The 26,934-nt window shown below is 41.0% G+C and carries 33 protein-coding genes; 9 read left to right on the forward strand and 24 right to left on the reverse strand.

Annotated features, from left to right (window positions below):
* Nucleotides 1-64: 64 nt before the first annotated feature.
* The 4 genes from MH215_RS12265 to MH215_RS12280 all read right to left on the reverse strand — a co-directional run bounded on the left by MH215_RS12265 (nucleotide 65) and on the right by MH215_RS12280 (nucleotide 2,594).
* Nucleotides 65-955 carry an NAD(P)-dependent oxidoreductase gene (locus MH215_RS12265; protein ID WP_239290494.1) on the reverse strand — a complete coding sequence of 297 codons (891 nt, stop codon included), beginning with the start codon at nucleotides 953-955 and terminating at the stop codon, nucleotides 65-67.
* Between the two features lie 271 nt (nucleotides 956-1,226).
* Complete coding sequence (locus tag MH215_RS12270) at nucleotides 1,227-1,811, reverse strand: hypothetical protein (protein WP_239290496.1); 585 nt, start codon at nucleotides 1,809-1,811, stop codon at nucleotides 1,227-1,229.
* 15 nt (nucleotides 1,812-1,826) lie between these two features.
* Complete coding sequence (locus tag MH215_RS12275; RefSeq protein ID WP_239290498.1) at nucleotides 1,827-2,171, reverse strand: hypothetical protein; 345 nt, start codon at nucleotides 2,169-2,171, stop codon at nucleotides 1,827-1,829.
* A gap of 54 nt (nucleotides 2,172-2,225) precedes the next feature.
* A complete protein-coding gene (locus MH215_RS12280) occupies nucleotides 2,226-2,594 on the reverse strand; it encodes a hypothetical protein (RefSeq protein ID WP_239290500.1) in 369 nt (122 codons plus the stop codon).
* A 143-nt stretch (nucleotides 2,595-2,737) separates the two neighbouring features.
* Here MH215_RS12280 and MH215_RS12285 point away from each other — a divergent pair, with 143 nt between their 5' ends.
* Nucleotides 2,738-3,274 (forward strand): hypothetical protein, encoded by a 537-nt coding sequence (locus MH215_RS12285; protein WP_239290502.1) that lies wholly within the window; start codon nucleotides 2,738-2,740, stop codon nucleotides 3,272-3,274.
* A 96-nt stretch (nucleotides 3,275-3,370) separates the two neighbouring features.
* On the opposite strand, the gene MH215_RS12290 is transcribed toward MH215_RS12285, so the two are convergent.
* The 5 genes from MH215_RS12290 to MH215_RS12310 all read right to left on the reverse strand — a co-directional run bounded on the left by MH215_RS12290 (nucleotide 3,371) and on the right by MH215_RS12310 (nucleotide 7,705).
* Nucleotides 3,371-3,652, reverse strand: a complete 282-nt coding sequence (locus MH215_RS12290; protein WP_239290504.1) for a hypothetical protein — start codon at nucleotides 3,650-3,652, stop codon at nucleotides 3,371-3,373.
* 152 nt (nucleotides 3,653-3,804) lie between these two features.
* Nucleotides 3,805-4,011, reverse strand: a complete 207-nt coding sequence (locus MH215_RS12295; protein ID WP_239290506.1) for a hypothetical protein — start codon at nucleotides 4,009-4,011, stop codon at nucleotides 3,805-3,807.
* A gap of 360 nt (nucleotides 4,012-4,371) precedes the next feature.
* Nucleotides 4,372-5,415, reverse strand: a complete 1,044-nt coding sequence (locus MH215_RS12300) for an ABC transporter substrate-binding protein (RefSeq protein ID WP_239290507.1) — start codon at nucleotides 5,413-5,415, stop codon at nucleotides 4,372-4,374.
* Nucleotides 5,416-5,476: 61 nt separating this feature from the next.
* The gene (locus MH215_RS12305) at nucleotides 5,477-7,135 is read right to left on the reverse strand and encodes a helix-turn-helix domain-containing protein (RefSeq protein ID WP_239290508.1); all 1,659 of its coding nucleotides are present in this window, start codon (nucleotides 7,133-7,135) and stop codon (nucleotides 5,477-5,479) included.
* A gap of 291 nt (nucleotides 7,136-7,426) precedes the next feature.
* Entirely contained in the window at nucleotides 7,427-7,705 is a 279-nt protein-coding gene (locus MH215_RS12310) for a hypothetical protein (protein ID WP_239290509.1), read from the reverse strand.
* A 331-nt stretch (nucleotides 7,706-8,036) separates the two neighbouring features.
* Between MH215_RS12310 and MH215_RS12315 the strand changes: the two genes are divergently transcribed.
* Together MH215_RS12315 and MH215_RS12320 are read left to right on the forward strand one after the other, a co-directional pair.
* Entirely contained in the window at nucleotides 8,037-8,249 is a 213-nt protein-coding gene (locus tag MH215_RS12315) for a hypothetical protein (protein ID WP_239290510.1), read from the forward strand.
* Nucleotides 8,250-8,271: 22 nt separating this feature from the next.
* The gene (locus tag MH215_RS12320; RefSeq protein WP_239290511.1) at nucleotides 8,272-8,613 is read left to right on the forward strand and encodes a hypothetical protein; all 342 of its coding nucleotides are present in this window, start codon (nucleotides 8,272-8,274) and stop codon (nucleotides 8,611-8,613) included.
* Nucleotides 8,614-8,708: 95 nt separating this feature from the next.
* On the opposite strand, the gene MH215_RS12325 is transcribed toward MH215_RS12320, so the two are convergent.
* The gene (locus MH215_RS12325) at nucleotides 8,709-10,004 is read right to left on the reverse strand and encodes a galactokinase (RefSeq protein ID WP_239290512.1); all 1,296 of its coding nucleotides are present in this window, start codon (nucleotides 10,002-10,004) and stop codon (nucleotides 8,709-8,711) included.
* Nucleotides 10,005-10,362: 358 nt separating this feature from the next.
* Between MH215_RS12325 and MH215_RS12330 the strand changes: the two genes are divergently transcribed.
* The 3 genes from MH215_RS12330 (at nucleotide 10,363) to MH215_RS12340 (ending at nucleotide 12,694) form a co-directional block, all read left to right on the forward strand.
* Complete coding sequence (locus MH215_RS12330; RefSeq protein WP_239290513.1) at nucleotides 10,363-10,851, forward strand: hypothetical protein; 489 nt, start codon at nucleotides 10,363-10,365, stop codon at nucleotides 10,849-10,851.
* A 159-nt stretch (nucleotides 10,852-11,010) separates the two neighbouring features.
* Nucleotides 11,011-11,937, forward strand: coding sequence for a DUF2268 domain-containing putative Zn-dependent protease (locus MH215_RS12335; RefSeq protein ID WP_239290514.1), 927 nt, complete (start codon nucleotides 11,011-11,013; stop codon nucleotides 11,935-11,937).
* A complete protein-coding gene (locus MH215_RS12340) occupies nucleotides 11,912-12,694 on the forward strand; it encodes a MerR family transcriptional regulator (protein WP_239290515.1) in 783 nt (260 codons plus the stop codon). The genes MH215_RS12335 and MH215_RS12340 overlap by 26 nt, the downstream gene beginning before the upstream one ends.
* Nucleotides 12,695-12,806: 112 nt before the next feature.
* On the opposite strand, the gene MH215_RS12345 is transcribed toward MH215_RS12340, so the two are convergent.
* The 10 genes from MH215_RS12345 to MH215_RS12390 form a co-directional block, all read right to left on the reverse strand.
* The gene (locus MH215_RS12345) at nucleotides 12,807-13,289 is read right to left on the reverse strand and encodes a copper amine oxidase N-terminal domain-containing protein (protein WP_239290516.1); all 483 of its coding nucleotides are present in this window, start codon (nucleotides 13,287-13,289) and stop codon (nucleotides 12,807-12,809) included.
* Nucleotides 13,290-13,662: 373 nt separating this feature from the next.
* Entirely contained in the window at nucleotides 13,663-14,328 is a 666-nt protein-coding gene (locus MH215_RS12350; protein WP_239290518.1) for a hypothetical protein, read from the reverse strand.
* 316 nt (nucleotides 14,329-14,644) lie between these two features.
* A complete protein-coding gene (locus MH215_RS12355) occupies nucleotides 14,645-17,098 on the reverse strand; it encodes a DEAD/DEAH box helicase family protein (RefSeq protein ID WP_239290520.1) in 2,454 nt (817 codons plus the stop codon).
* The gene (locus tag MH215_RS12360; RefSeq protein WP_239290522.1) at nucleotides 17,082-17,408 is read right to left on the reverse strand and encodes a nucleoside triphosphate pyrophosphohydrolase; all 327 of its coding nucleotides are present in this window, start codon (nucleotides 17,406-17,408) and stop codon (nucleotides 17,082-17,084) included. Before MH215_RS12360 ends, MH215_RS12355 begins: the two co-directional genes overlap by 17 nt.
* A 192-nt stretch (nucleotides 17,409-17,600) precedes the next feature.
* On the reverse strand, nucleotides 17,601-17,978 hold the full coding sequence (locus MH215_RS12365; RefSeq protein ID WP_239290524.1) for a hypothetical protein: 378 nt from the start codon (nucleotides 17,976-17,978) through the stop codon (nucleotides 17,601-17,603).
* A gap of 17 nt (nucleotides 17,979-17,995) precedes the next feature.
* Complete coding sequence (locus MH215_RS12370; RefSeq protein ID WP_239290526.1) at nucleotides 17,996-18,631, reverse strand: hypothetical protein; 636 nt, start codon at nucleotides 18,629-18,631, stop codon at nucleotides 17,996-17,998.
* A 61-nt stretch (nucleotides 18,632-18,692) separates the two neighbouring features.
* Nucleotides 18,693-19,022 carry a hypothetical protein gene (locus MH215_RS12375; protein WP_239290528.1) on the reverse strand — a complete coding sequence of 110 codons (330 nt, stop codon included), beginning with the start codon at nucleotides 19,020-19,022 and terminating at the stop codon, nucleotides 18,693-18,695.
* Nucleotides 19,023-19,238: 216 nt separating this feature from the next.
* Nucleotides 19,239-19,550: a hypothetical protein gene (locus MH215_RS12380; protein ID WP_239290530.1), complete on the reverse strand. Its 312-nt coding sequence runs from the start codon at nucleotides 19,548-19,550 to the stop codon at nucleotides 19,239-19,241.
* Nucleotides 19,537-19,722, reverse strand: a complete 186-nt coding sequence (locus MH215_RS12385; protein WP_239290532.1) for a hypothetical protein — start codon at nucleotides 19,720-19,722, stop codon at nucleotides 19,537-19,539. The genes MH215_RS12380 and MH215_RS12385 overlap by 14 nt, the downstream gene beginning before the upstream one ends.
* Before the next feature lie 171 nt (nucleotides 19,723-19,893).
* Nucleotides 19,894-20,394, reverse strand: coding sequence for a hypothetical protein (locus MH215_RS12390; RefSeq protein WP_239290534.1), 501 nt, complete (start codon nucleotides 20,392-20,394; stop codon nucleotides 19,894-19,896).
* A 141-nt stretch (nucleotides 20,395-20,535) separates the two neighbouring features.
* Here MH215_RS12390 and MH215_RS12395 point away from each other — a divergent pair, with 141 nt between their 5' ends.
* Nucleotides 20,536-20,877 (forward strand): helix-turn-helix domain-containing protein, encoded by a 342-nt coding sequence (locus MH215_RS12395; RefSeq protein WP_239290536.1) that lies wholly within the window; start codon nucleotides 20,536-20,538, stop codon nucleotides 20,875-20,877.
* 48 nt (nucleotides 20,878-20,925) lie between these two features.
* On the opposite strand, the gene MH215_RS12400 is transcribed toward MH215_RS12395, so the two are convergent.
* The 4 genes from MH215_RS12400 to MH215_RS12415 form a co-directional block, all read right to left on the reverse strand.
* Entirely contained in the window at nucleotides 20,926-21,396 is a 471-nt protein-coding gene (locus MH215_RS12400; protein ID WP_239290538.1) for a DNA/RNA helicase domain-containing protein, read from the reverse strand.
* A gap of 7 nt (nucleotides 21,397-21,403) precedes the next feature.
* Nucleotides 21,404-22,813 carry a DNA/RNA helicase domain-containing protein gene (locus MH215_RS12405; RefSeq protein ID WP_239290540.1) on the reverse strand — a complete coding sequence of 470 codons (1,410 nt, stop codon included), beginning with the start codon at nucleotides 22,811-22,813 and terminating at the stop codon, nucleotides 21,404-21,406.
* A 40-nt stretch (nucleotides 22,814-22,853) separates the two neighbouring features.
* Nucleotides 22,854-23,681 carry a hypothetical protein gene (locus MH215_RS12410; protein ID WP_239290542.1) on the reverse strand — a complete coding sequence of 276 codons (828 nt, stop codon included), beginning with the start codon at nucleotides 23,679-23,681 and terminating at the stop codon, nucleotides 22,854-22,856.
* 779 nt (nucleotides 23,682-24,460) lie between these two features.
* A complete protein-coding gene (locus MH215_RS12415; RefSeq protein ID WP_239290544.1) occupies nucleotides 24,461-25,291 on the reverse strand; it encodes a hypothetical protein in 831 nt (276 codons plus the stop codon).
* Between the two features lie 573 nt (nucleotides 25,292-25,864).
* Between MH215_RS12415 and MH215_RS12420 the strand changes: the two genes are divergently transcribed.
* Both MH215_RS12420 and MH215_RS12425 read left to right on the forward strand, forming a co-directional pair.
* Nucleotides 25,865-26,242: a hypothetical protein gene (locus MH215_RS12420; RefSeq protein ID WP_239290546.1), complete on the forward strand. Its 378-nt coding sequence runs from the start codon at nucleotides 25,865-25,867 to the stop codon at nucleotides 26,240-26,242.
* Between the two features lie 200 nt (nucleotides 26,243-26,442).
* A complete protein-coding gene (locus MH215_RS12425) occupies nucleotides 26,443-26,847 on the forward strand; it encodes a hypothetical protein (RefSeq protein ID WP_239290548.1) in 405 nt (134 codons plus the stop codon).
* The last annotated feature ends 87 nt before the right edge of the window (nucleotides 26,848-26,934 follow it).

Raw genomic sequence — 26,934 nt, forward strand, 5'->3', positions numbered from 1 at the left:
AAAGGCAGTGTGCCTTTCTCCAATCGGAAGAAAAAAGAACACACGACCTTTGTCATCATCGTTATTATGCTTGAAGATAATAAGTGTAGAGTACTTGCGTACCTTTCTCGTCGAATCCATTCTGGGCTATTTCTTGATATAGCGACTCTGCAAGTGCCAATCCAGGTGTCTTCATGCCCATGGCTTTCGCTGATTCTAAGGCAATTCCCATGTCTTTGATAAAATGTTTCACATAGAATCCTGGCTCGAAGTCGCCAGCGATCATCCGCGGTCCGAGATTACTAAGTGACCAGCTGCCGGCTGCACCGGTGGCAATGCTCTTCAGCACGCTCTCCGCGTCCAATCCCGAAGTCTTCGCATAGGCGAGTGCTTCGCATACACCCATCATGCCAGAAGCAATCGCAATTTGGTTACACATTTTGGTATGTTGACCAGCTCCCGCTTTGCCTTGCAATACAATGTTTGTACCCATCTGTTCAAACAGAGGACGAACGGCCTCGAATGCCTCTGAAGATCCACCAACCATAATGGACAGCTTGCCATCACGAGCACCAATGTCACCGCCTGATACCGGTGCATCTAGGGCGTGTAGCCCTTTCGCTTCAGCCGCTTCATAGATCCGAGCAGCCAGCAATGGGCTGGATGTAGTCATATCGATCAAGGTTGATCCCGGTTTGGCATTTGCAACTAATCCGTCCTCGCCGAGATAGATTTCTTCCACGTCCTTGGGATATCCAACCATGGTGATAATAACATCACAGGCAGCCGCAAGTTTGGCAGGTGATTCATGCCATACCGCACCTTCCTTTACCAAAGCTTCTGCTTTGGCTGCAGTTCGGGTGTAGACATGTAACGGATAGCCTGCTTGCTGGATATGCCCTGCCATGCTTTTGCCCATCACGCCTGTTCCTATAAAGCCAACATGTACTTCTCCAGGTACCTTAGATAGTGCCATCGTAGGTTTCCTCCCTTAACGATCTCTATTTCTTCTTTTAAATACGTGTTCAAAAGCGGACTTTTGGAACAACCTCTTCTCGTGCTATCTCAAGGATAGTGATACGTTTCATGTTAATCCTTTCAGACGGGTTCGTCCATCTCGATTGCAGCTTTCTATCAAAAACACTAAAAAAAAACCATTTATATAGATGAAGCTATAAAGTTGGAACAGACATGCTGATGATTCAGTTCTGAGCGGTAGCTCAATTGAATCTTCTTAAATGCCATCTCTAGATCTCGGCATCTCCATACGTATAGATTGTACCTCCAGCTTCGTTTAATCCAACCATGTTTAACTTCACTTCTGTTAAAGGTTCTGTAAGGATAACGTACCAGAGCCTGTCCTCGTTCGCTAAAGGGGCAATGTTCGCTTCAATTGGAGTTGAGGCAGAGGCTGTATCATAGCTCACTCTTAACTGTGTGATGTCCGGATCATGAATTTTTCCATACAGAATGGTGTTATAGTCTGTATCCGACCACTTTAATGCAGAGATTCGGGTATTTACCCTTTCGCTAGGGTCGTCATAGAGAGAACCTCCAGTTAACCTTAACTCAGAAGACCATCGTTTCTGCTTCGCAAAAGCAAGGGAAAGTCCCTCTGTAGCATAGTTATCATAAACAGCGAGTTGCGTTCTGGAATCAATATCTGCCACGACCTTCACTTGTTCAGGTTGAATGTTATATTCGTTAAGCATGGTGTGCAAATCTCTGGAAAATCCGTATGTATTCAGTAGTAGCAATAACATCGCACTAACTAGCGCTGCAACGAACAAACCTAAACCTATTCGTATTCCACGCGTTCTCATATGAGTCATGTGCTTCTCCCCTTGCTAACCCAAAAAGTTTAGATACTTTCCAAATCTGTCGACTGTAAAGAATGCAATAATCCATAATAGAGGCAGTTGCATCATCCAGTAAGGAAAGATATACCGTTCCGACCGATATGAAGCCCATCCTCCGATGATAGCCACGATCACACTAATTGGATACGACATTAAAATCTTGAACAGCAAGTCTGAGGCCACTTGAAATTCCGGTGACGTTGGCGCAGCGAAAGACATTCCCATGGCAAATGCAACGAGAGGCCACGCTAGCAAGGTCACACCGTATAAGAAGGTAAATACGACAATATACATATGACTCGTTTCCTTGTTGTTCAATACTTGTTTCCTCAATTATAGTCCTCCCAGATGTATATCCTTAATATAGTAGCGGCTGGCCTACCTTGGTCATTTGGAATAGTACAGCATCACCCGCATTCGTGTTGTGAGAATAAGCATCTGAGGCAGAAATACAACGCACAGGTAAATAACAAGAATGATCCATACGTGTGCAGCAAAATTGGCAGCAGTAGCGGACGGATCTGGGCGTGCAACCAAAAACCACCAGCTTGGAATGGCGACCAGCCAGGTCAGCCCTGTCGAGACAAGCATTTCCTTTACACCCGCCCATGCCATGCAAAAGAGAATAAGGATAAGGATAAGTATGGTCATAAACCAGGAGTTTAGCGGCGATTTCCAAGTCATAACGCTAAACCAAAAAATCGGATACAGGACTGTAATCGCCCATTTCCAGATCGGATTCGTATATATGTTCATGGTGTCTCCTTGATTGTCTCTAATAAAAGAATGTGTTCAAAAAGCGGACTTTTTTGAACATCCTCTAAAAGTAAAATAAAAAGGCATTATTTTCATTCTTATAGCTCATACTACCTTCAGGAAAATGTTGAAGGAGTGACAATATGCGTTTAAAAAGCATCGTTGCCGTTGGAGCAATTCTCGCCTGCTCGTCCCTATTATGGGGCTGCGGGAACGGAAATACGAATCATACTGCCGAGACTAATGATACCGTTCAATCTCAAGGCTTCGGTGATCCTAAGCGTCTGGAAGCCTCTCACCTAGAAGCCCTCGAGCGGATGGAAAAAGATCACATTCATCGCATGGTATCCCTTAGTGCAAGTACCGATGGTGATAAGGTGATGACTACACTTGAGCGCTCCAGTCAGAAACTGGAGGAGATGAGACCTCTTGCTGAGATGCTTCAATATGGCGGACATCCGGCTCTTTTACAACGGATTCAAGAAATGTCGATTGACATTCAAGGCTCCAAATCCGTGGTAGCTCAGATGAAAGACCATCCTACTGATGGGAAGATCAAGCTGCAGTCCGCTTCCAAATCAGATGCCCTGCATCACATCAGCAGCTTCCGAGAGTATCATGAGTACATGCAACAACACATTCAGTCGCTAGATGACGAACGTAGCCAAGTGTCTCAATAGTGGATCTGCGGCATCACGTAGCGAACCATCTGTACCAAGCAATCGTTAGCTCGGAAAACTTCTCTTCCCTGTTAACGGTTGCCTTTTATAACGAGATCATTCAAGCAACAACGAAACCCATATAAAAATGCTAAAAAGTATAACAGGAGCAAGTGCTCCAGTCGTAATCATAATCCCCAGTTGTGCGGGTCTCAAATTAGATAAGGGATGGTTGTCCATGTTCAGCACTTTCTTCCGCCATCTGGCGTTACGAAGCTGTTTGATCATGCGATTTAACATCTTTTTTCGTTGCTGTGGATCTTCTACCTCTTCCACCAGACTTCGTAGCTCGTTGTACATCCGTTCCTCTTCCTGATCCCATGCAGTGCGTGTACTCATTCTGCGTTTCCTCCTCTAAGTGAAAAATAAACACAAAACTAGTCGGCTCGGATAACACGACGATTCTATTGATTTACTTCTACGCAAAGCCCCTACTTTATCAACACTTTCATAGCAGAGGAAGTTCGTTTTTTCTACATACATACCTCCACTTATGTGGATAACATCTCAAGCAGATGACTTCCTGCCCACAATAAATACCCCGCTTGCGCCACTACAACCATCACTGACTCCCGTTTTGTTAGCGATCTTTCTCTCTTAACCTTACGAAGATGCATCAAATAAAATGCGTTTGCCACTAGTAAAAGAAGAATTCCAATCATATTGATGTCCTGCAAAAGTGGTGTAGTTATAGACAAAAGAAACTCACTCTCCTTATCACGATTGTTAAATGGATGCGATATGCTAAACGCTGTGAATATGCTTCTATTTTAAGCTGCATTTGCCTAAATCCTTTGAAAGGAAAGTTTACCTTTTTTACTCAGATCACACAACCTAAATTTGGAAATTCACTCTTACAGAATGCGTATAAGCGTAGGATTCAACAGGCTTAGCCTGGCGTAAGAAAAGTGCCTATCATCATACTTTTACAGAAGACAGACCACGTTTCGTTGTCATTTTTCTTGCGATAATCGCATTGTTTAGCCTGCTGAAAACTTATCATCATTATGAATAAAAAAAGCCCAGACACGTATGTCCAGGCTGCTCTTCGTTAGCATTTATTTAGATTGCTCACGTTCCACAATCATCTTCGCAATCTCTTGAATCTGCAGTTTTAATGAGATCGGATCATTACCCCAGAACAAGTCTGGATCGAGTTGGAACACTCGATTATTTTTAACCGCATCCAGTGTCTTCCATACGCCTTCGTTACTGCCCCACACCTCTGGAAGCATCTCCCCTTGATCCAGGAAAATGAAATCGCCAGCATACTCGCCAACTACCTCGTATGAGATCTGTCTGTTCGTTTCTTTGCCAATAATCTCATTTCGCTGCTTCTCTGGAGGATTCAGCTTGAGATGTGTGTAAATCGCTTCGCCACCCCGGTATCCACCATTACCGTAGACATAAAAGTTTTTATCAGCTACAAACACACCCATCAAAGCAAATGTATCTTCTGGCGTGATGTAAGGGCTAATCTGTTCACGTGCATCCGCAGCGACCTGATCCAGTCCTATAAGCCATTCCTCAGCTTCCGCTTCTTTGTCAAATACACTTCCGAAATAACGCATATTCTCATGGATATCCGGAAAATGGTTATACGGTATAACAAGCGTTGGTGCGATCTTCTCATACTGCTCAATGATCTGAGCATCTGCCGCCGGATTCACCCAAGTAATAATGAGGTCTGGTTCCAACTCCAGAATGCTCTCAAGCGAACGTTCACCAATATCGGCAATGCCCTCAATCTGATCTTGGATGACTTTGTTCTCCAATTCCCATCTTGTTGCACCTACCGGCTTGATCCCAAGTGCCAGCATGTTGGGCAGATAGCCATCTACGACAATACGCTGCGGATGAACAGGTAACTCCAACTTTCCATTCGGCGTATCGATGGTATGTGTTTCCTTACCAGCTTCTTCGGAGTTATTGGCTTCTCCATCTGTCTGTTCTCCACTCGCTGCCACTGTGCTTGTATCCGCCTCAGTTCCCTGCTCCGTCGCTGCTGTATTCGTTGTAGAACCACAAGCAGCGAGCATCAAGACTAGCATCATGAGTATAACGATTTTGAAAATATGTAAACCTCTTCTCTGTGTCTGCATAACACCCTCCAATTAATAATGATTATCATTCTCTATAACAATCATTATTATAACGATCAGGTTAACGGATCGTCGATGTGTTATGGTCGGGTTTCATGCCTGTACAATCGTTGGATTCACTCGTAGAAAGTAACGCATGTCGTATCTTTTCCAGTTGTTTATCCAGTGACAGCCCATCATCCATCCAGAATTCATTAAGGACCAGAGGATATACGTGACATCCCCGCTCTGTGATCAATCGCTGCCACACCTGTCTGGAAGTTAACTTCTCGAGCCCATTCTCATGAGGTAAGCTAGGTATAATGACCAACATATGATCTGCAGCATACGCTATCATTTCTTCTTCCTGAATAAATAAAGGTCTATCCTTGTCCAATACCTCCTTCTGAATCCGATCAGGGGCAGCACATTTCAAAGCCTGATATAGATTGTAGGCGGAACGCACCTTCGTATGAGGAATCAACCATCGCTGATCGTAATTCAGTTCATAGATGCCCACTGTTTGTTGTGGCAAAATAACACTTTTCAACAAACGACGTGTCTCAATCACGTTGGATTGGTACTGAGAGAGCCACTCCCGAGATGCTTGTTCTCTAGCGAACAATGCTCCAACCTTCTCCACCTCTTCGATCTTATCCATCTTCCCCCATTCGAGCGTAATTACCGGGGCAACCTCTTCTAACGCTGTCAGCACATCTGGAAAATGATAAAAATACGTTGGCGCTAAGATAAGCTCAGGACGCACTTCTCTCATTTGCTCGATCAACTTGACGTTGTCGGTAACGACCGTTTGTTGCAGCTCATCATGAAGCAGCTCGGATGAATCATAAATTTCATTTGTGGTCAGGATGGGCGTGATGCCGATCGCAAGTAAGGCTCCCACAAACTGTAAAGCTGCGATCCGCTTCGTCTGTTGCAAGTTGCGGAATGCCCCCGGCGTGACATGCACATGTTTTTTGAATGTTTTACTCAGGTACGAACTATCCGAGAACCCTGTCCTAAGCGCAATCGTCTGAAGTGAATCAGATGTGGTGAGTAAGAGACGTTTGGCCTCGTCCAGACGAAGACGATTGAGATAATCCCCGAAGCTCCACCCTGTTTCCTTACGAAACAAAGACGAGAAATAGCTTGGATTAAATCCCGACATCTGCGCAAGCTGTAACCGGGTCAGATTGGTGTCCAGATTGTGCTGCATATAGGTGCATACTTGCTTGATAGATCGTTCCCGCACATAGTTCCCCTCTGCATCATCCCAATGAATAAACACCTGTTGAAGTAATTCATTTAACATTAGATTCACTTGAGGATTACGCTTAGGGTTGGCCGTATGCATAACACGCTCTACCAGCTCCTGAAGACTGCCCTGTAGATGCCGAGCAAACTTCATCACCCTGCCATTCTCCGGCAATTGCTCATCACTGAGCTGATATTGAACACTGTCTTCCGTCTGCTCCACAAGCTGATAACGCTGAAACGAAATGATATATACGGAATGCATCGCTTCCAGCTCAATGGGTTCCAATTCAAGCTCCTCAGACATGGGCTGAAGAAAAATGCATTTCCCACTCCCTAGCGTGTACTCACGCTCATCTGCACGAAGATGAATTCCGGATAAGGGAATCACCAACGTAGGATTGGACACGTGCAGACGAATCGGAAATACCGTTCCAGTATCAGCTACTTTACGAACCTCCTGACATTCATATAACGTAGACATCATTCTCTTTCTCTTCTCCTTCCACGCTGATCTGCAATCCAAAGTGATATCTAAAAGACCCGCCACCTGCACGCAGGGCAACGGGTAACTTATGTATGTATCAAGTGCGGTTGAAGAGATCCTTAACATTCACATCTACCGCTATGTCCTGATGTATTATATCTCCTTGAGCATATCACATGCAGGTTCAATCGACTATCTGACGGATCTAATCAAGAACATCCCAAACAGCGGTTCTCGACTGACCCTCGAGTGGTCAAAGAACTGCTGCCTGCATGAATATCGTTGTATGCATTATCCTGAAGTCACCAACCATAGGCAGACTAATGGCCCGAATGTCAGACATGCTGTAATGAAGCAAATTTGCATTGCTACGATAGGTTCTTCTAGTTTTTGTTTGGAGAAAAACATCCATAACGAAAGAAAACAGGCTGCTAAGGGTAAGGATATAATTCCTGTGAATGTATCCGGCTGAATGATGGTATGGATAATAGATCTACCAATAAAAATTAATACGATGAGTTCAAGAACAGATAATATAACAAATGCTGATGCAATTTTTTTCTTCATCATAAGAGTCTTCTTTCACTCAACTCCTTCATTGTTACTATTCAAGCCTAGCACACTTATGAACCTAATAAAACCGGCGATCCATGAAGCCCAAACTTTCTATGCATGTGTAATTTTGATCCATCTGGCTTAATTACTTTGGATGAACCGGTGTTTACTGAGTTAAAAAGTTAACGTATATTATTAAGTATTCATTGTACATATATGGGAGGTTGAAGATATTTTTATAAAAAATATTCAATTTATATCAATCACTTTTATATTCTTCATCCTCATATTGGGGGGATGCAATTCAATTCCCAATCAACACAAGGTTATTGAAGAAGCCTCTCAAGTGGGGCATCAATATTTTATTGATCACTATAATACTGAAGTGGAATTCACTGAGCATAAATTCATGCCAAAGGATCTGAGTAACAATATCAGTTTGAGTGGACATGTTAAAAATAACAAAGAGACTACGATTACGATCCTCATTGATTATGATACGTTTGAAGTTCAGACAGCCGTTGTACCAAAAGCGTTATTGGATAAAAAAATCAAGTGATTTCCAGCAAGGAGTAGTAGATATGCTTGATTATAGAAGACGGTCACCTCTAGCCGTGTTATTCACGTTTAGTTTAATCATCGTTTTATTATCAGCTTGCATGTCCAGCGAGCAAAAAGAAATTGTTGAAAAAGCTGAGATCGCCAGCCTAACCTATTTCAAAGAAATCTATGGAATTGATGTGGAGTTCACAGGCCACCGATTCATTCCGTCTGACTTATCCCATACCGTATCACTGACGGGGCATGTTAAAGGGAACAAGTCTCAAGAAATATTTGCAATGGTCGACTATGATACATATGACGTCAAAACAGGCTCAGTACCAGATGATATCCAACCTCTTAACTCGATGTATGAGGACTAAATGCACTTTATTGGCCTACACAAAAAAAGCAGCGTACACCGAACAGTGATGTTCAGGTGTATCGCTGCTTTTATATATTAATGATGAATATCCTCTTAAGCCTTGTTCAGTTCCGCATTCAGGCAGATGGAACCATGCTGACGTACGTTAACCACGATTACTGGTGTATCCAGCATACCGCGCATCCAGTTCATGTATTCTTCTGCTTTCTCGTTCGGTACAATCGCCAGAATTACGCCAGCGAATCCACCGCCGTGTACACGACATGCGCCATCGCCGAGCTTGCTGAGGTAATTCTCTGTCAGCGCGAGAGCCACCGAAATTTCCTGTGCACGGGAAGCTCCGCTCTGGTAAACGTTCTGGAGCCATTTCCATGATGAGTTACCGGATGCCGTAATCAGGGATAGGAAATCAGCAAAACGTCCATCACGCAGTGCCTGCACCTGTCCATCTACACGCTGGTTCTCGGACAAGAAATGAAGCGCACGCAGCACCGCACGATCTCCAGCCGCTTCGCGGATCGCTGGCAGCTTCGCATAAATATCTTCTTCCGTAATTTCACGAACATACTCTTTACCAAGCGCCTGTGCGACTGCTTTCATCTCGTTCGGCACCGAAGCATAGTCTTCGGTCAGATCCGCATGGTTACCACCTGTATTCACGATGACCAAGGAATATCCGTTTTCTTGGAAATTCCATTCCACAGGCTCAATCACAGGTTCAGCCGGATTGGCAAAATCGATGGAGATCAGTCCGCCGTAGGCACAAGCCATCTGATCCAGAAGACCGGACGGTTTATTCCAGAAGTGATTTTCCGCATATTGCCCAATCTTCGCCAGTGTCACCACGTCCAGTTTACCCTCATTGTAGAAATGGTTCAGGATCGCGCTAATCAACATCTCAAAGGATGCAGAAGAGCTCACGCCAGAAGCCGCAAATACGTTACTGGAGATGTCTGCCTTGAATCCACCGATGTTGTGTCCCAATTCCACGAGTCCAGCAGCGATACCACGGATCAGCCCAGTTGTACCGTCATCCTCCGCGTTCGGCTTCAAGTTGGCGAGATCGATAACATACTGTTTGTCGTATCCTTCGGAATAAAACGTAATCACATTATCGTTTGTAGGTACAGCTACCGCGATGGTGTCAAGCGTGATGCTACCCGCCAAAACTTTACCATGGTTATGATCTGTATGGTTACCACCAATTTCGCTGCGCCCCGGGGAGCTGAACAATTGAACTTGCTGCTGCTCACCAAAGTGCTCACGGAATGAAGCATCCAGCTTCACATAACGAGCACCCTGCTCTTCGACATGCTGTGGTCCGTACATTTGCGCGAGCAATGCCTGTCCCTGTTTTGATTGAATGAGTTCTGTTACCTGTGTGGTCATCTCTATTCCTCCCATTTCATATGTAAGCGGTCTAGTAACCGCTATCTCTGATATAGCCTAAATATCTTCATTGATTTAGCCTTCCCCATTATCTCAGCTTCCGAGACGAAAAGGTAGGGCAGAATTGAAATTTTGTAAGCGTTTTTTGAAATAATTAAGTCCAATCACCTGTGCCGCTGGGTTGCGACTTTTCTATGTTTGCGGTTCTCAGAAAAAGAAACGTAATATCTCACATATACAATTTATGGTTTCGATTCAGTTCGAGATGAATTATACTACAAGGATATCCATTTTTTTGTGACAATGTACTCTCTAATCTTAAGAACGTTTACGTCATATTAGGAGGTCTTTTAGCAAAATGATGAAAACAAGCAAAACTACTCCAAAGGGAGTTTCCTTATTAGCTCTGGTCTATCTCATTCTAATGGCGTTCGTCTATGGTGCATATATCTGGATTGAACAGTACCGTCTAGATCAGGCTCAATACTGGCTCGCTTCTAGGCAACTATCGCAGGAAGATGTGATACCCATTCAACTTGTAGGCACTTGGTCAACGACGACCGAAGTGATATTCTATGCATTATTCGGTTGTGCATTCATTTTGGGTGTATACCGCTCTTGGCGATCTGGTTCGACGCTAAAGTCTTTCCTTATTTGGAACACCGTACTAATCGCCACCATTGGAATTGCCGGTTATATGGTATCTCGATTCTCCGCCTTGTCGATTGGTAATCTGTTGCAGCCCCTTCTATTACCAGCGAGTGTACTCGCCGCACTATTCTTGTATCAAGTATGGGTCAGCATGCGTTCAAGCCGTAATCGTTCCGTGCGCGGTAAACTGGAGTAGTTAGAAGCCTTTGATCGTGAACTCCGGAATTGTGGAGTAGATCAGAGGTTTTTTGGCCATATACGAACATATCTCAACAAGCTAATAATCCATCCTTGACTGTAACGTAAGGTCATCCTTGATAATAAGCTCTAGCTTATCCAAAAGGAGAGATGACTAATGCAGATTACCGCTTTGCGTTCAGATCAGATTTATAAAACGATAATGGAAGCCGCACCTGAGGAAAAGTTAGAGCTGTACCGTCAACTTATGATGAAGCCTTTTATGAACAAATGGAACATTCAGCAGATCCCATTTCGCGCGAGTGAGCCACATGGGTTTGATGTTATTATGATGAATAATTTCATGAATATCTCCCCTGAGGATATAACCACTGAGATCTGCGAGCCGTTAGCAGCGATTTCGTCTGAAGCATTTTGGCAAAAGTGTCATGAAGCCGTTACTAGGAGTCTATCTACCTTTAGGGAGAGTGGGATTAAGTTATCTGTCTCCGAATATCTGTACACGATTTTATTAGGTGACAAGAATAGTCCTTCACTTACGATGAACGAAGGAATTAGCGGAGATGGTGGCATTCCGGGGTATATTATTGCGAACCTCATCCCCAATAGCTATACTCTACCTCGAATCCAATCCGTGTTAGCGCACGAATGCAATCATAACGTAAGATATCAATATATCCAGTGGAACCCACAGATTACGCTGGGAGAAATGATTGTCAGTGAGGGACTTGCTGAAAGCTTTGCTACATTCTTGTATGGAGAAGAGTTATTAGGCCCCTGGGTAGCCAAAACAAGCATGGAAACATTGAACTCCATCATTAAACCTAACATGAAGGATCAACTTCACGTGACTGGATTCGACCAGATTAATCCGTATCTATATGGAGATGAACTGGCGAAATTGCAAAATTTCAGTCCTGTAGGAATGCCCTATGCTGCTGGCTATGCCTGTGGCTATCACTTGATCCAATACTATCTGAAACAAACGGGCTCCTCCATTATGGAAGCCACCATCACTCCGGCAAGTATTATTCTTGCTGAAACAAAGGACTTTTGGAATGAAGACACCCTATTTTACCATTAAAGACATTATGCAGATCACCGGTGTAACCAAGCGCGCATTGCACTACTATGATAAAACAGATCTGTTGAAACCGAGCAAAATCGAAGCCAATGGTTATCGGTTATATGATCAAGAAGCACTGGGGAATCTGCAAACAATTCTTCTGTTCAAAGAAATGAATTTTTCACTGAAAGACATTGCAACGATGATGGAACTGTCCAAAGATGCACAAAAGGAAATTTTAAAAGAACATCGCGGTACACTCGTGCAACGAAAACAAAAGCTAGAAACGATCATTGACCAATTGGACGAAGTGGTGAATGGAACGCCTATCTCTCAACTTCAACTGTTTGACGATTCTCCCATCATGACCATTCAAGAACAGTATGAATCTGAGGCGAAGTTCGTCTATGGGGACACCTCTAAATATCAGGAATTCGAAGCCAATAGAAACAGACTATCCGCACAAGATCAGCAAAAAGCCTACCAACAGTTCTCTGTAAACATGGAGACGGTATTTCATGAATTGGCGAAACATCAAGATCGCTCTCCTGATTCTCCTGAGGTACAAGAACTGGTAGATCAATGGAAAAAGAACCTTGAATCCTTTATGGTCTGTGATCCTGAAATTCTGGTCTGTATTGCAGAGACTTATACGTCAGATCGTCGATATGCCCTATATTTTGAGCAGTTTGGCAATGAGCATTTTTTGAGGTTTTTATACCAGGCTATTATGGTTTATGTGCAAGGAGAAGGCGACGAACCGAGCCTCGTGTAAGTAAGGAATTCATTGTATATATAACGACAAAAGACCTTTACGACTCGCCTCCCTATAGAGGCTGCAAGTCATTAAAGGTCTTTCTGTGGTAGAGCTAGTACAAACGTCAATTTTATTGAATCGAAGACATCTGCGCCGAGATCGAAACGTTGCCTTCTTTCACCACAACTTCATTGAAGAAAGGTTCGAAGAACGAAGCTGGCACATACATCGTGCCCTTCTTGGTCTGTGCAGGAACGGGTAGCTCCATATCCTGACTCAAGTTGATGATTTTCAGCTTGCCTGTAAACTTCACTTGGGTACTGCCGTTCTTCACCAGAGCTGACTGTATTCTGTCTTCGACAGATACGGCCTTTTCAGCAGCCACCCAGCTGACTTTGTAGCCCAGTGCTTCCGCCGTAGCGCGTAATGGCACCAAGACGGTTCCTTTTTGCTCATAAGGCATCAGCTCAGACTTACTTACTTGCATCGGTTTTCCATTCACGGTTAACGTATACGCCGGAGCCGCTGCACTCACTTTGCCTGCCGAAGCATATAAAGTCCCCGCCACCGTGACTACGCACAGCGCAGCGATGAACATAACCACCTTTTTCATTGGAGCGTCATCCTCTCGTATAGTTGATCGGATATATTCTTCTTTCAGACGTCATCAGTGCTGTTAATGTTCCTCAACTATTTAAATTCTACCACAACCGGGTTTCTATGATTTTAGATTAGCGTCCAGCACGATCTGCTTTCTTGTGATTGACGTTCCGACCAGCCTTCCACAGCACCGTTGTCATGTGTGTGTCTCTTCAGCGGATTAGGGACACTGTTTTTTCTCTCGTCGAACGTTCTCCGTTTACACTTTTTGTGCATAAAAATACCCCCTTCAAGTATCACTTGAACCACCAAAGTAACATGATGGTTTTATTAAGTGTCTACTTAAAGGGGATGGAATCACTCTAGTCTCTACTTCTCAAAAAAATTCACTCCCATGTATACCTAGGGTTTAATGAATCTTTCCAAAGTTCATCTTCTTTAAAGTTGATATCTTGCTCTTGAAAATAAACTTGTGTCTCATTCTCAATATCACTTAAAAATTGTGGCAAATCTTTAACATTAATTTCTGTTGATTCGGTGTCTCCAACAATCTTTAACCAACGGCTATTAAGTTGTCGATATTCCTTTATTCGCGCTTTGGATTCGGGCGTTAAGGGATAGCTAGTGTAATCTAATCTTTCAAACGTCATTCTCATCCGCAGTAGCGTACTTGGTAAAATAGTATTCTGATCTAGTGAAACTATTAATGGTTTAGCGGGCTTGGTTAATATATTTGTGTTTTTATTAAAGCTTTGATTCATTAAACTGTACTTATCTAAAATTTGCATCATCTCAGTCAGATTATTAGTTACCTGCTCAGCCTGTTCTCCATTTCGTATGATCTGGTTAGTTATTTTGTCACTAGTCAGTATGCTATCAAAAATTATTTCATTGTTATTAATTGCACTCTTCATTTCAACTATATCTTGACCTACATTAGAAATTAGATAATCTTCGTACATACTTCTTTCTTTATAGAAGCTATAGGAGAAAATAAGCACTATTACCAAACCTAGACATCCTAAAAGTAATAATATTTTTTGAGATTTCATTTGGATCACTCCCTTCACTTTATTTTAATACTATAATGATCCCTATACTTCTCTCACTTTGTCTTTTTCCCTACCTTCCCTAGAAGTTGAGACAGCCGGGGGACCTGGAGATTTTATTAACAAACGAAAGAGCGAGGAAGAGGTTAGTTCCGAATGAGATACAAGTACAGTATGTCTACACGCTATGGAGCTCAAGAAAATCAAAAAAATAGAAACCAGACTACATGTCATTGAACCGTGTGAGTAGTCTGGTTTTCGTTTAGATCATTCTAGTTGGTATATTCAATTACATTCTAGATAGGATTTTTTTCTATCCTTAAGCTTTTATACTAGAATTCCCCCGCTCGAAATATGCATGCAATCTGTACAGACAGATTTCTTTTGTCCAACGATATAACAGCGATCGTTCCTCTGCATCCTGCACTTGTACATTCAGTGAAAACACTCCGTCCACGAAACGAGTCATACTGCCCTTCGCTCCGCTCCACATAGACATCGGCATGTCGATAATCAACTTTTCAATCTCAGATGCCGTCTTCTCATTCCAGTCCCAAAGTTTGAGCTTACCTTTATCCGAAAAGTCTTTGCGTTTCCGATATGCCTTCTCTGTCAGGTATATATGGAAGAAGCGTGCCATCTCGCTTGGTGTTACTGGCTCCATCCAGTGATCCTCTCCACGTTCCAGCATGTAGAGTAGCACAACCATCTTATAGCTTTTGTTCATGATGGTCTTCTCCACATCTCGCAGCCACGCTTCCTGACGAATATAAACTTCGCTCTCATACGGCGACAGTAACTCTGCCCAATATAGAAAACCAACGTACGATCCAAAGTCACTTCGATACCCAATGCTTTTGGAACGTCCCATCAGATGCAGCTCCAGATATGTCGGAATACGTCCTAATTCTCTCTTCACATCCAGAAAGTCCTGATGCAGCTTCTCTCGACGAGGCATCCTCTTCCGGCTTAATTCCTGTAGCAGGTCTATGACCTGGGTATCCAGATGAATAGCACAGTTAGCGGGAACCTCAGGCACAGAAGAATCGTTTCTTTTCCCACTTGTTTCTTCGTGGTCACGCATATCCAGTAAACTCAGCTTGATATCCGCATTCCGATAATTCCCGATGAGGTCGATGATGACACAATGAGATTTACCTTCCGCTAACCGAAGACCACGTCCTAACTGTTGGGTGAACACCGTAAGAGATTCGGTTGGACGCGCGAACAACAACGTATCCACACGCGGAATATCTGTCCCCTCATTGAACAGATCCACCGTTAAAATAATCTCCAGTTCTGCCTCATCAAGCCGCCGAATGGCTTCTTCACGAGACATCTCCGATGTACGCGAATGTAGACTCAGCACCTTCACTCCCTGACTGCGAAAATACGCAGCCAGATAATCTGCCTGACGGATGGAGGAGCAGAAGCCAATCGTACGTGTCTGCTTATGCTGAAGCCACGCCGAATACATTTTCTCCACATGCTCCTCATGCAACTGTGCTGCCATGAGCTGTTCTTCATCATATTTCGTGCCCATCCAGCGAATTTGCGAATAATCCGTGTCATCAAAAACACCGTAATATTGGAATGGGGCAAGCCAGCCTCGCCGAATCGCATCAATAAAATGCATTTGGTACGCTACGTTCCCATCACACAGGGCGTATACATCCTTACCATCCAGTCGATCTGGCGTAGCCGTGATGCCAAGCAGGAACTGGGGCTGAAAATGCTTAATGACAGACATATACGACTTTGCAGCAGCATGGTGAAACTCATCTACGATAATGAGATCAAATGCATCAGGTGTAAACACATCCCGATGTCTCTGTAAACTAAGAGTATAGATCGAAGCAAATACACAATCTGCCTCTCCATCTTTGTACTGACCGTTATAGATACCGAAGCTACGTTCTGGCATGGTGCGTGCAAAAGACTTTTTCGCTTGGAACAAAATCTCTTCCCGATGCGCAATGAACAGTACCCTTTTAAAGCGACGAGCAAAGAAGCCAGCCAGATAAGTTTTACCAAGTCCTGTCGCCATCACAACCATCGCCTTATCATACTGCTCTTCCACAATCCCTTCGAGTGCTTCCAAAGCTGCTGATTGTGCGGCTCTCGGTTCAATGATCTCCGAAGATAATTCGGCCGTCATTTCCTCCGCATCCTCCGGCAGTCGATTCCCGAACTCTGCTTCCTCTAGCTCCGTAATCCGCTGAATTAGTTCAGGATTCTTTTGATGATATTTACGGTACTCTCCTTCGTACAGAGAGATAGAATCTGAGTTAACAGGCAAGGTTGTTTCATGATAGAAACTCTGCATGAACTTATCCAGTGCCATCTGGAATGTATACGGTTCCGCCTCAGCATTCATCGCTAGATTCCATTCATAACCTGTCTTTAGTGCAGAGAGCGAAAAGTTGGACGAGCCTACAATCAGCAACCCTTCCCCGTTATCATAGTCAAACAAATAAGCCTTGGGGTGAAAAGATGTTCCCATACTTCTCCACAGTCGTACCTCAATCCGTTCATCTACATCGCATAATGCCTGTAGCCCTTCGGGTTGAGTGATGTATAAGTAGTCTCCAGCTAGCATTCGCACCTCGGCACCACGTTCAACTGCGCTTTTCAAATGTGGTGCAAGCAGCCTTACACCCGATTGCATAATAAAGGACGTCATAATATAAATCCCGGACGCATGCTGCATCCGGGCAATGAGTTCATCTGCCAAGTTATCCGTGATGAGTTTAACGTTAAGCTTCGTCGACATCGATTAGATACACCCGTTCTTGGAATCCACCACGTGCCTCTGCCTTATCTGCCCGCAGCTTGTCCAGTTGTGCGATATTCGCCCCATGCACTTCAGCCAATGCGCGGATCACTTCCAGCATATCTGCCAACTCTTCGAGTGCGTCTTGATCGTTAGCTACCTCTGCATATTCATCCGCTTCTTCGCGCAATTTCGTTCTCAGTTCTTGCTTATATTCCTCAGGATCAAGAATACGTGTACGGCATTCTTTCCCGCTAGATGTAATGATGTGTGGAATCTTGTCCCGTACTAATTTGTTATATGTAGGCATATGGCATATCATCCTTTCTGCTGTTAGAAACTTCGAACCTGACGCCAGAATCTCCCTTTTTGCCATTATACCATTTGCCCTAGAGAGGGATGGGGTGATTTTTGTAAAGTGGTGGAGAATGTCGAGGAAATAAAAATAGAACCCATGGCTACTCGTACAGGAGTAGATATGGGATTTTGATAATAATCTTAATCATTTGTTGAACACGATATTCTGCTGTTCACTTTCAATAACTTTATTCTCGCATATTTGCCAGCACGAATGATAATCTCCATCATGATCATCTATCAAAAAATACCCAGATATATCTTGAATACCAGCCATTGCAGAAAGTTGTTTCTTCATAAAATCAAGATGATACTCTCTGATATCTGCCCCGTAAAATACATAAGCTGTCCAATTAATTTGTTTATCCGGGAATGTCCAACCCGACTGATACAATTCCAATTTATCTTTTTCCATCAAACCTTTATTGTAATTGTCTGTGAAGTCATCCCGTATCTTTTTCACTTCATTAATCGTACTCTCATCACACTCTAACCAACCTCTAATAGATACATATTTGCCCATTTCAATCTCCATTTCTGCTATGAAGCAAAGTAATTGTTCACGATTTCTGTTAATTTATCATTTCCAAGTTCAATGTTAGTCAAGTAGTGTATAAAAAATTCATTGATATGTTCTTCTTGAAATAAACTCAAATACTGGAATGCAGCTGTCAACACATCATCCTCAGAATAGTTATTTTCTACTAGTTTCGTTTGAGCCAACTGAATGATTTCGTTAGTAAACGTGTCACTCTTTACACTGATTAAAGTATTTAACACAAAGTAAATTTCATCTTCGTTGTTACTTTCCAGAATATCTCTGATTTCGGACTCATCTAATTCTTCAAGATACAATCTAGCCTTAACTTTTCTAAATGCACGTAGAGCTTTAGGATCATCATTATAAAACTCTTCCCAAAATGTTATATAAGCTATCTCTCCAGGTACTTTGGCAGATGATTGATTAGGTTTATTTAAGTCAGTCCAGTCACCATAAAGCTTATCTGAAACTACATTTAATAAAGCCGAATCATACGGAACAACCTGCTTAGCATCATTTTCAATCCTGTAATACGTATTTCCTGAAGGTGTAGATTCTATTTCATATACGAAATATCTTTGACCTAATGATAAATTAGTTTGTAATGTAATTGTATCTTTAAGCTGTACTCTCATTATCTCACTCCATTAAGTTAAAAGTAGCGCCTAGATCTCTTCTTATGTTCATGTTGCTAGATTAATCTTGTAGTATCTCAATAATTTTATATATTTCTCCCTTTAAATTTTCATCGCATTGTTTATAAGCCTCACTTAACAACCCTTTAAATAGTTCTTTACGACTTGCAACTGTCAACCATTTGTCTAACTCAACATCTTTTAGCCCTGGCGGCATATTTTCAAAGTCACTCCACCATTCGCTTATTGCTTTGAATAACCACTCACTTTCGGTGGAAAGTTCAGTTGTATTTTGATCTACAATTTTGAAAAGACTCTGTATTACCGTGCCTAACTGAGCATCCTGTATATAACGTGTACGCTGAGCATAACGAATTGCACTTTGTGCCAAGAGAATCTCTCCTACTCCAAAAAATAATTTTAAATTTGAAAATCGCAAAATTTAATGGTTCTTGTTTAGAATCAAGAAAAGAGTCTTTAACGATATACCCAATCCCTCGCCTTACCCCCGATGCAATAAAGGACGTCATAATTAAATCCCGGACACATGCTGCATCCGGGCAATACGTTCATCTGCCAAATTATCCGTGATCAACAATGTTAGTATTCATTCCTGAATTGATTGAATCGCGTATTCTATATCCTGTTCCATATCCAAGTTAGGGTACTTCTCTTGCAGTTGAAGGAGACAATCTATAAATGCTCGACTTTGTAACTCAGAAGATAAATCTTCAAATATCTCACTAAGCCAATATAAATCTTTTTCTTCACATTGATTGAAAAATGCAATCGCTCTTTGCTCATTCTCCTTCAAAATATCTACTATCTCATTCCATATCATCTGGATCGCTAGATCATCGGGATGTAGTTTTGTTCTCTTCTCTACTAATAAAATCAACTTTTCACTACAGTCTACCATGCTTAATCTCCTCACGGTTGTTTTGAGTTATCTGGAGTAATCGTCCCGACCTGACAATGAGCCCAATTCGTGCAGTTAGGTCATTGCGAATACTTTCCAACTGTTGCCTGCCCTGTTCGATCTGTTTAGATACATGCAGTAGTTGCTCTGGTGTTACTTTAATTGTACTCATATCATTTCCCGTTAAAAATATGATTTTACTATGTTAGCAGAAGTTTTTGCTATATACATCCGCCCATGTTCCTGGATTTCTTTTCCTGAAAAAAACTTTTATTACATCACATATAATCCTCTGTTCTCGTCCATTATTCAGATAAACGAAACATTATATATTAAGCCTACATTACTTCAATCGGTTGTTTAGCTCCTCCACTATTTCTTCCGTTCGTCGTAGAAGCTTCTCAATGTTGTTTATATTCAATGACTGATTCTGCGGGCACTCCTCTAATGTGGACATATGTTGCATCGTACCGATGAATAATGCGATATCTAGTCCTGATTCTGTGTCCGTATGCACTAAAGGTAAAATTTCATTCATCGTAAGTTCCTTAAGTAGATGCACGGTTTGATACCTATGGATATATAATGCCTTAACCATTGAAATCAGCGCCCAATCACAGAGAATTAGACAGGTCGTGAACTGATTGTGATTACGCATGATAACTGCAAGCTTCAGGTGATGCTGAGCAAGTTGGTGATAATCCACAGTGGTAGTATGTAACGTGTGATACTCCGGGATACCTTGTGATTTCGACAGGATGAAGCTATCACTGTCTTGAGAACTTTCAGTAAAATCTACTTGGTGATTACAATGCGCTTCGGTGGTGAACCAATTTCTTGCCATTGTCATCCCTCCAAAGAGTTAATACCAGTATTATACAATAAAATGATACTTATAGTAATCAAATAAATTATTTGTATTCTTTGTTTGGTGTTTACCTTGAGAAAACTTGTCTACACTTTTGAACATAGAGAGGTGAATACCATGAACGAAGACAGAGAAGTTTTGAAGTTGGTTGGAGCCAGAATTCGCGCATTACGCAAAGAAAGAGGGTATTCACAAGAAGCCCTCGGAGAAAAAGGCGGATTTCATTTTTCATACATAGGACAGATCGAACGTGGAGAAAAGAATGTTTCTTTGGTGAACTTAGCAAAGATCGCTGAGTCACTGGATGTTAATTTGATTCAATTATTTGCTTATGTAGAAGAAGAGTTTGAAGTAACTGAAGATGAGAAACAAATCAAAGAAATTGTACAACTGCTAAGAGATTCTTCTCCTGATAATATTCGTGTTGCCAAAAATGTTATTAAAGGAATATTGATGTGAAAACGGAAAACCCTACCCTTCTATTTTATGGAAGGATAGGGTTTCTCTCTACTTTGCATAGTCCCTGGTGGACATCATCTTGAATTTGCTCTGCTGCATAAAATAATTCATCAATTCTTGATCCCTACAATAAACATAACAGCCTTTCATCCCCCGAGACATCAAGATTTTATAAATATTTTTGATAAGTTTTGTTAGTTCCTCATTCTTAAATTTAAGCCCTCGTTTTCCCATTCTATCTTTGTACTCATCATAATCTGAATAAAGTTCCATTTTCTCCGAATCGAATTTAAGATCATTCCCTATAATAACGCCTACATAATCAAACTCAAGACCTTGAGACGTATGAACGCACCCAACCTGATCTATACCACTCTCATGAATGGCCCAGGTGCTTGATATAGAACGTGCATTCCAAGGCATAGCAAAACGATGTTCTTCAATAGTTACATCCGGAATTTCCCCATTGCGATTACCTTCTTTATCAGCTGTCCAATTCCAAGCAAAACCTGCCAACATCCTCGCCTTATACCCCTGATCGTTTTTTACCTTTTATTAGATCGTATACTTCGTTAGGCGTGTCTACTAATTTGAATTCAAAAGAATCTTGATCCCAACCATCAAAATTAGCGTTGGGACGAATCTGTAAAGCATCATCAACCCAATTCAAAAATCCTTCTGCTCCAGAACAACGGAACTGTGCTGCTAGTGAATACTGATGCACTTCCGAATTATATAGGGCAGCTAAACGTTTAATCTCGTCTATAGAACCTATATCTTCAGGACGAATACGCTGAAAATCATCTATGAAAAACACATTCACTTTAGATGCTTTTATGATATCCTCGATCTGATTCTCCCCAAGATATTGATATGCTCCTTTACCTTTTAAGCGATGCGCCTCATCCACAACAAGTACGTCGTACATATCAGCTGGCTCTTTGTAAAACTGACTTGATCCCGTAAATAACATCTTTGTCCTAGTTTTGTTTCTAGCTTGTCGCTGAGTCAAGGTCTCTACCATAACCGTCCGGAATGAAGCATTCGGGGCAATGAATTTAACATTCAACTTATTTTTAAGTAATCCACCAAGGGCATTCATAGATATCACTGATTTACCTGTTCCAGGCCCACCTTGCACAATGATTGTGCGTTTTACATCTGTTTGCTTGGCAAGGCTCATAATGGCCTCGTATGCAACCTTCTGCTCATCAAGTAAAACAAAATCAGAGTTCCCTTGAAATAATCCATCGATATGATCAATTAGCTTCTTGGAAGGACGAATTTTACCATTCTCAATTAAATAAAGTAAATTAACTCCATTCCCTTGACCTACATGCCTTTTTAGGAAATCTTGAAGTTTAGATGCATCATCGGCTAAAAACAAAGGAGCTTCACGGATGATATCCTGATATTGATTATATTGAAGGGGGTCGGGCTGTACTGTCCTGTAGTTATGTAGATATGCACATGAGTGTCCATTAATATCTTTGGAATATACGGCCTCATTCATATCACTCAAATACTGTTTGTATGACCAAGCTTGATATGAAGGATGCGGTGTCTCTCTTGTTCTACCTCCAATAAAGGCCCTTACAACATCCTCGTGATCCATAGCCTCTACTGCATCCCATTGTTTTAACTCAACGATTACAAAGTTATCATTCTTTTGTTCATCCTGACCTGCAATGATAAAATCTATTCGTTTACTTGTAGAAGGAATGTTGTACTCAATTAATATCCCGCAGTCATCTGCTACCTTCGAATTACGGATAATTTTCTCCATAAACTGCATAGAGTTGTTCCAAGCACGTACTTCCCCTTGATTAGGTCTTTTCCCCATCCCTTTAATAAAAGCTTCTTCAATCTGAACTGTGATCTGGTTGTTATCCACAGATTCTCTAAAAGCTAATGCGTTGCTGCTGTAGATGATCATGATGCACCGCCTGAATTAAATTAGTTTTTCAGTATCTCTTTTAAATATAGTACTCTATTGAGTCTTCTTTGTTTTTTAGTATTTTTAAAAGATGTATTTTTTCAGAGAGTATCTGTGAACGTTCTTCTGTACGAAAGATTGTTGCATCATGTATATACTCACTATTCCCAAGTAAAAAATGCTCTTTATCAATAAGATGATAAATAAACCATTTCATGTCTTCATATTCTTGATCTAAAACGTAAAAACACTCATAATCGTACTTACTAAATTTTTCACGGAGTTGAGAGAATGTCATTATTATCAGTAATACAAACATTGAACTCGCAAATAATAATGACAGTAGACACAGAGTTATATTAATTAATAATTCTCCTGGCTTGTCTGTAGCTAACACTAAACTACCTTCTGACACACTACTGGCTATAAAGCTTGGCATCACAGAGAAAAAACATAATGTTTGTAGCAAAAGTAGACTAACTGTAAAATTAAGATTTTTGGATCTTGAAAACCTTTTATCAAAAACACTCTTTTTGGTTAAGGTAATATATAAAACAACTAAATATAAAAAAGTTCCAATGATTGAGATAACAAATACGAGATATCCTTTCAAATCAATAACCATGTATATAAGAGTAAGAAAAGTAGAAGCAATTAAACCTAGTATCACATATACAATGTAATTAGATATTTTTATCAAAGTCCTCTTTTCTTTTGAAGAAATTAACCTTTCGATCTTGGATGAAGTTAACGATGTTATTACGTGATTTTTCTTAAAGAAAGTTAACATAAAGCTAAAAAGAGTAACAATCCCGCCCACTCCGCCTAATTTAGATAAAAATTGTCCATCCAAAATTCTATCCCACATGACCTTGCCTCCATACATATTCTAATACTGCTAGTTTTCAAACAATACACTTATTCTCCACCGCCACCATCTTCGCAGGCATCTCTTCCCGCAGTCGCCATACATACGCCAGTGGCGGCGACGATCAGGTTGCGCGTTCATCCGTACAGCGTACGCTGAGCGTACAGCTACTCCAGCACTTCTTTTTTGATAATCATAAGGCTGAATGTCGAGGTGAAAGAGTTTGGATTGATCTTTTTTTATTCAGAGCCGCATGCGCAAGATTGAAGCGACCTTCGAGAGTTACTGGAATGACCGCGAATTCACGCGATTTGTGACTAAGGATGAAGGCCATGAAGCACAGTTGAAGCTTTATACTGAACGGGTGTCATGTAACTTAGTGAACCATGAACCCGGTGTTTGTTGAACTAGTTCACATAATCATATCATTCGAGCTTTAGATGGTGAAGACTTTAGAACGTCATTTGGTTAATAAATTCAGTTTTCATCTCTTGTCATACTCTCTTAATTGTCTTATTACTGTATCTGCAAGAGCTGTTTCCAAATGAAAGCATGCCTTTCTATCTATTTCATAGGCGTCTCTTTCCCCAAAAGTCTTCAGGAGCCTACTCTGCAGAATAGAATGAGGCAATTCGCGATTCAAGCTGGGAGAGAATTTTACCTATTGAAATCCCACAAAATCCGCATAAAGAACCTAAAGGCCGAGGTGTTCAAAGTATAAATATTACCCATCCAGAATAATATTCTTCAATACTATAAAGCAAAAGGTCAAATTATCCTTAGATAGGGACAATTTGACCTTGGTAAATAACAAACCCTTCTTCAACATGTACTTTGAGAACGCCTGACTTTACTTGATCGAGATGCCACCACCAGCTGTTTATAGGATAATCTCTATTCTGATCCCCAGCAGAAATCAACAATTTCTCATCATCTATATCCAATAATCTTAAAATCAACTTATCTATATCAATTATTTTTGCATTGAACAATGCTGTGTTATTTATAGATTTTACTAATACTCTTAATTGCTCTCTCATCTTAAAAAGATTTCTAAACAAATCAATATACTGTAGCTCCTCTCCATCCCATCCTCCCTCTTCCTCAACACATTCAATTCCCCCAGTAACCTCATTATTTAAACACTCAATGATACTTTCAGCTATTGCATCATTAGCAAACCTAGAATCATAAAATTGCTGAGTGTTCATGAATTGAAGATTTGCAATCTCTTCATTTGCAAAGAAGCCACTAGCTCCATGATATAAAAACACATTTTTATTGGTATCAAGGATAGTGTATATTTCTTTACAAAAAGATAATGCGAAGAAGACAGCATTCCGATCCCTACTGGGTTGTATAAACAATGCCGTTTTTACATTAGTAGTTTGCTCTACATCTTTTACCATATCCTTAGAAATATCAAACCAAATATTCCTTATCTCATTATGATGTTTAAGAGTATAATAATTAACCCATATCCAACTATTGGATCGTTCCATGGCCCAAGAAGATATTTGATTTTTGGCATTAAACTCTAATAATATATTTTCCAGCTTTTCGGTACTTAGTTCTTCTTCCATGTACATTACAATATTTGTTTGCGACATTGTTATTTTTCTCCTTTTAGTGTGGTAATTAGTTCCTCTGGAGATGTTATAACTTGAACACCAATTGAACTTATATTGTCTGCTTTTATAGCATCTATACCGTTAGGAGCATTAAAACATTCAATAATATACTTTGATGTGCCCAAATCACTTTGTCCTATTCTAGGCGGTAATGGAATGGAATAAAAACTTATTTCCCACTAATATATTTGCGCAATTATGCATCATTTAAATTCACCTTCAATAAAGTCATTTGCTCCCAGCTAAACGGTCTCATTCAATAAGTGCCATTAGCCATTATCCTATCCCAAAATCAGCTCGTTTTCTTAATAGAAGTTTTCAAAACGATCAGTTGTTGTCTTACATTAGAGGGAGGTACTCTTCGTACATTCTTTGTCTTGATAGAGACAGTAGAATAGCAAAACAAGCAATGCAGAGACGAAGCATTGAACGAATATCAATATTTTATTATGTATTCTATATATCTTCTTTTCATATTTAGAGTCGACCTACCAAGGCCAATAATTCTTAGAGTAAATAGTTTCACTTCAATACAGAAAAGGAGGACTCTAAATGCTAATCAGAATATTTTATTTTCTCATGATATGCTCTGCCTTTTTAAGCATCACCGGCTGTATATCAGAGAACAGCGCTACTCAAGAAATGGCTCGAACGATAATGAAAGAGAATCAGAACAGCGACATATTTATATTGGAGTCGATCCTGTATAAGAAAGTCGAAATAATTAATGAAGAACAATTTAACTCTGTAAATATCGCACCATATGGAAGTATTTCTCACAATTATCAGAAGAACAAAAACTTCCAGTCAGGAGCAGCTTCTGTGTTGCCTCCAGGTACCCAAATATATCGTTCTATCGAACATCCTGAGTATGTCTATTCCAATGATAGAGGCACGTATACGTTGTACAAGTCTGTTCCTGAGGGTTGATTAATGCCTCTCTACCAAACACTAATCCTAATGATTAACAACTGACAAAATAGAATTATAAAACCTCTAGTTCATATGTATTATTTTAACAAAGTATAATGGTAACGGTAGTTTCTCTGTTCGTCATATGGTACGCTGATTGAAGTCCATTGGATATAATAGACAGCTCAACTTTATAACTAATGCAGAGGTACATACCTATGAAAAATGATTGGCTCTACGCTAAAATTATTGTCATGATCTTGGTGGTTAGTAGAGGATATAACGACCTAATGCATTTAATTAAAGATGATTATTTCTTCTTTTATAATCAGCAATTAAGCACATTATGGTACCTTCCCTCAGTCATTCTTGCAGTAGCAGCAGTGTTAACTGGAATTCTGTCCATGTTGAGAAAACGTGCACAAGTAGGCGTAGCTTTTGGCATCTGTCTCATGGCAGATAGTCTCTTTGTTGTGATTCAATCCTTACTAGCTTTCATCCCAGATTTCTCTAAATCATGGTACTTCTTAATTGTGTTCTTGCTGATTGGTCTGCTGGAGTTTGCTACAGGTAAGAGAATCATATCCGAAAATCGGACAACGATTAATAAGAGAGTTCACTGATAGATACATTGCCCTGTTGCTCTCTTACAAGCCCCTCCTCTACTCCCCACCCCAGTTCAACTTACAAATCTGTTCAACATCTAGCAT

The sequence above is a fragment of the Paenibacillus sp. ACRSA genome, from assembly GCF_022346845.1.
Lineage (GTDB): Bacteria > Bacillota > Bacilli > Paenibacillales > Paenibacillaceae > Paenibacillus.

Bases quoted from the DNA above. Each gene is read 5' to 3' on its own strand.
- MH215_RS12345 (WP_239290516.1), bottom strand. From the start codon at position 13,289: ATGAAAAAGGTGGTTATGTTCATCGCTGCGCTGTGCGTAGTCACGGTG.
- MH215_RS12350 (WP_239290518.1), bottom strand. From the start codon at position 14,328: ATGAAATCTCAAAAAATATTATTACTTTTAGGATGTCTAGGTTTGGTA.
- MH215_RS12305 (WP_239290508.1), bottom strand. From the start codon at position 7,135: ATGATGTCTACGTTATATGAATGTCAGGAGGTTCGTAAAGTAGCTGAT.
- MH215_RS12335 (WP_239290514.1), top strand. From the start codon at position 11,011: ATGCAGATTACCGCTTTGCGTTCAGATCAGATTTATAAAACGATAATG.
- MH215_RS12330 (WP_239290513.1), top strand. From the start codon at position 10,363: ATGATGAAAACAAGCAAAACTACTCCAAAGGGAGTTTCCTTATTAGCT.
- MH215_RS12395 (WP_239290536.1), top strand. From the start codon at position 20,536: ATGAACGAAGACAGAGAAGTTTTGAAGTTGGTTGGAGCCAGAATTCGC.
- MH215_RS12325 (WP_239290512.1), bottom strand. From the start codon at position 10,004: ATGACCACACAGGTAACAGAACTCATTCAATCAAAACAGGGACAGGCA.
- MH215_RS12280 (WP_239290500.1), bottom strand. From the start codon at position 2,594: ATGAACATATATACGAATCCGATCTGGAAATGGGCGATTACAGTCCTG.
- MH215_RS12410 (WP_239290542.1), bottom strand. From the start codon at position 23,681: ATGTGGGATAGAATTTTGGATGGACAATTTTTATCTAAATTAGGCGGA.
- MH215_RS12370 (WP_239290526.1), bottom strand. From the start codon at position 18,631: ATGAGAGTACAGCTTAAAGATACAATTACATTACAAACTAATTTATCA.
- MH215_RS12425 (WP_239290548.1), top strand. From the start codon at position 26,443: ATGAAAAATGATTGGCTCTACGCTAAAATTATTGTCATGATCTTGGTG.
- MH215_RS12270 (WP_239290496.1), bottom strand. From the start codon at position 1,811: ATGACTCATATGAGAACGCGTGGAATACGAATAGGTTTAGGTTTGTTC.
- MH215_RS12360 (WP_239290522.1), bottom strand. From the start codon at position 17,408: ATGCCTACATATAACAAATTAGTACGGGACAAGATTCCACACATCATT.
- MH215_RS12265 (WP_239290494.1), bottom strand. From the start codon at position 955: ATGGCACTATCTAAGGTACCTGGAGAAGTACATGTTGGCTTTATAGGA.
- MH215_RS12390 (WP_239290534.1), bottom strand. From the start codon at position 20,394: ATGGCAAGAAATTGGTTCACCACCGAAGCGCATTGTAATCACCAAGTA.
- MH215_RS12420 (WP_239290546.1), top strand. From the start codon at position 25,865: ATGCTAATCAGAATATTTTATTTTCTCATGATATGCTCTGCCTTTTTA.
- MH215_RS12355 (WP_239290520.1), bottom strand. From the start codon at position 17,098: ATGTCGACGAAGCTTAACGTTAAACTCATCACGGATAACTTGGCAGAT.
- MH215_RS12385 (WP_239290532.1), bottom strand. From the start codon at position 19,722: ATGAGTACAATTAAAGTAACACCAGAGCAACTACTGCATGTATCTAAA.
- MH215_RS12310 (WP_239290509.1), bottom strand. From the start codon at position 7,705: ATGATGAAGAAAAAAATTGCATCAGCATTTGTTATATTATCTGTTCTT.
- MH215_RS12380 (WP_239290530.1), bottom strand. From the start codon at position 19,550: ATGGTAGACTGTAGTGAAAAGTTGATTTTATTAGTAGAGAAGAGAACA.
- MH215_RS12405 (WP_239290540.1), bottom strand. From the start codon at position 22,813: ATGATCATCTACAGCAGCAACGCATTAGCTTTTAGAGAATCTGTGGAT.
- MH215_RS12290 (WP_239290504.1), bottom strand. From the start codon at position 3,652: ATGAGTACACGCACTGCATGGGATCAGGAAGAGGAACGGATGTACAAC.
- MH215_RS12400 (WP_239290538.1), bottom strand. From the start codon at position 21,396: ATGTTGGCAGGTTTTGCTTGGAATTGGACAGCTGATAAAGAAGGTAAT.
- MH215_RS12285 (WP_239290502.1), top strand. From the start codon at position 2,738: ATGCGTTTAAAAAGCATCGTTGCCGTTGGAGCAATTCTCGCCTGCTCG.
- MH215_RS12365 (WP_239290524.1), bottom strand. From the start codon at position 17,978: ATGGGCAAATATGTATCTATTAGAGGTTGGTTAGAGTGTGATGAGAGT.
- MH215_RS12340 (WP_239290515.1), top strand. From the start codon at position 11,912: ATGAAGACACCCTATTTTACCATTAAAGACATTATGCAGATCACCGGT.
- MH215_RS12415 (WP_239290544.1), bottom strand. From the start codon at position 25,291: ATGTCGCAAACAAATATTGTAATGTACATGGAAGAAGAACTAAGTACC.
- MH215_RS12320 (WP_239290511.1), top strand. From the start codon at position 8,272: ATGCTTGATTATAGAAGACGGTCACCTCTAGCCGTGTTATTCACGTTT.
- MH215_RS12300 (WP_239290507.1), bottom strand. From the start codon at position 5,415: ATGCAGACACAGAGAAGAGGTTTACATATTTTCAAAATCGTTATACTC.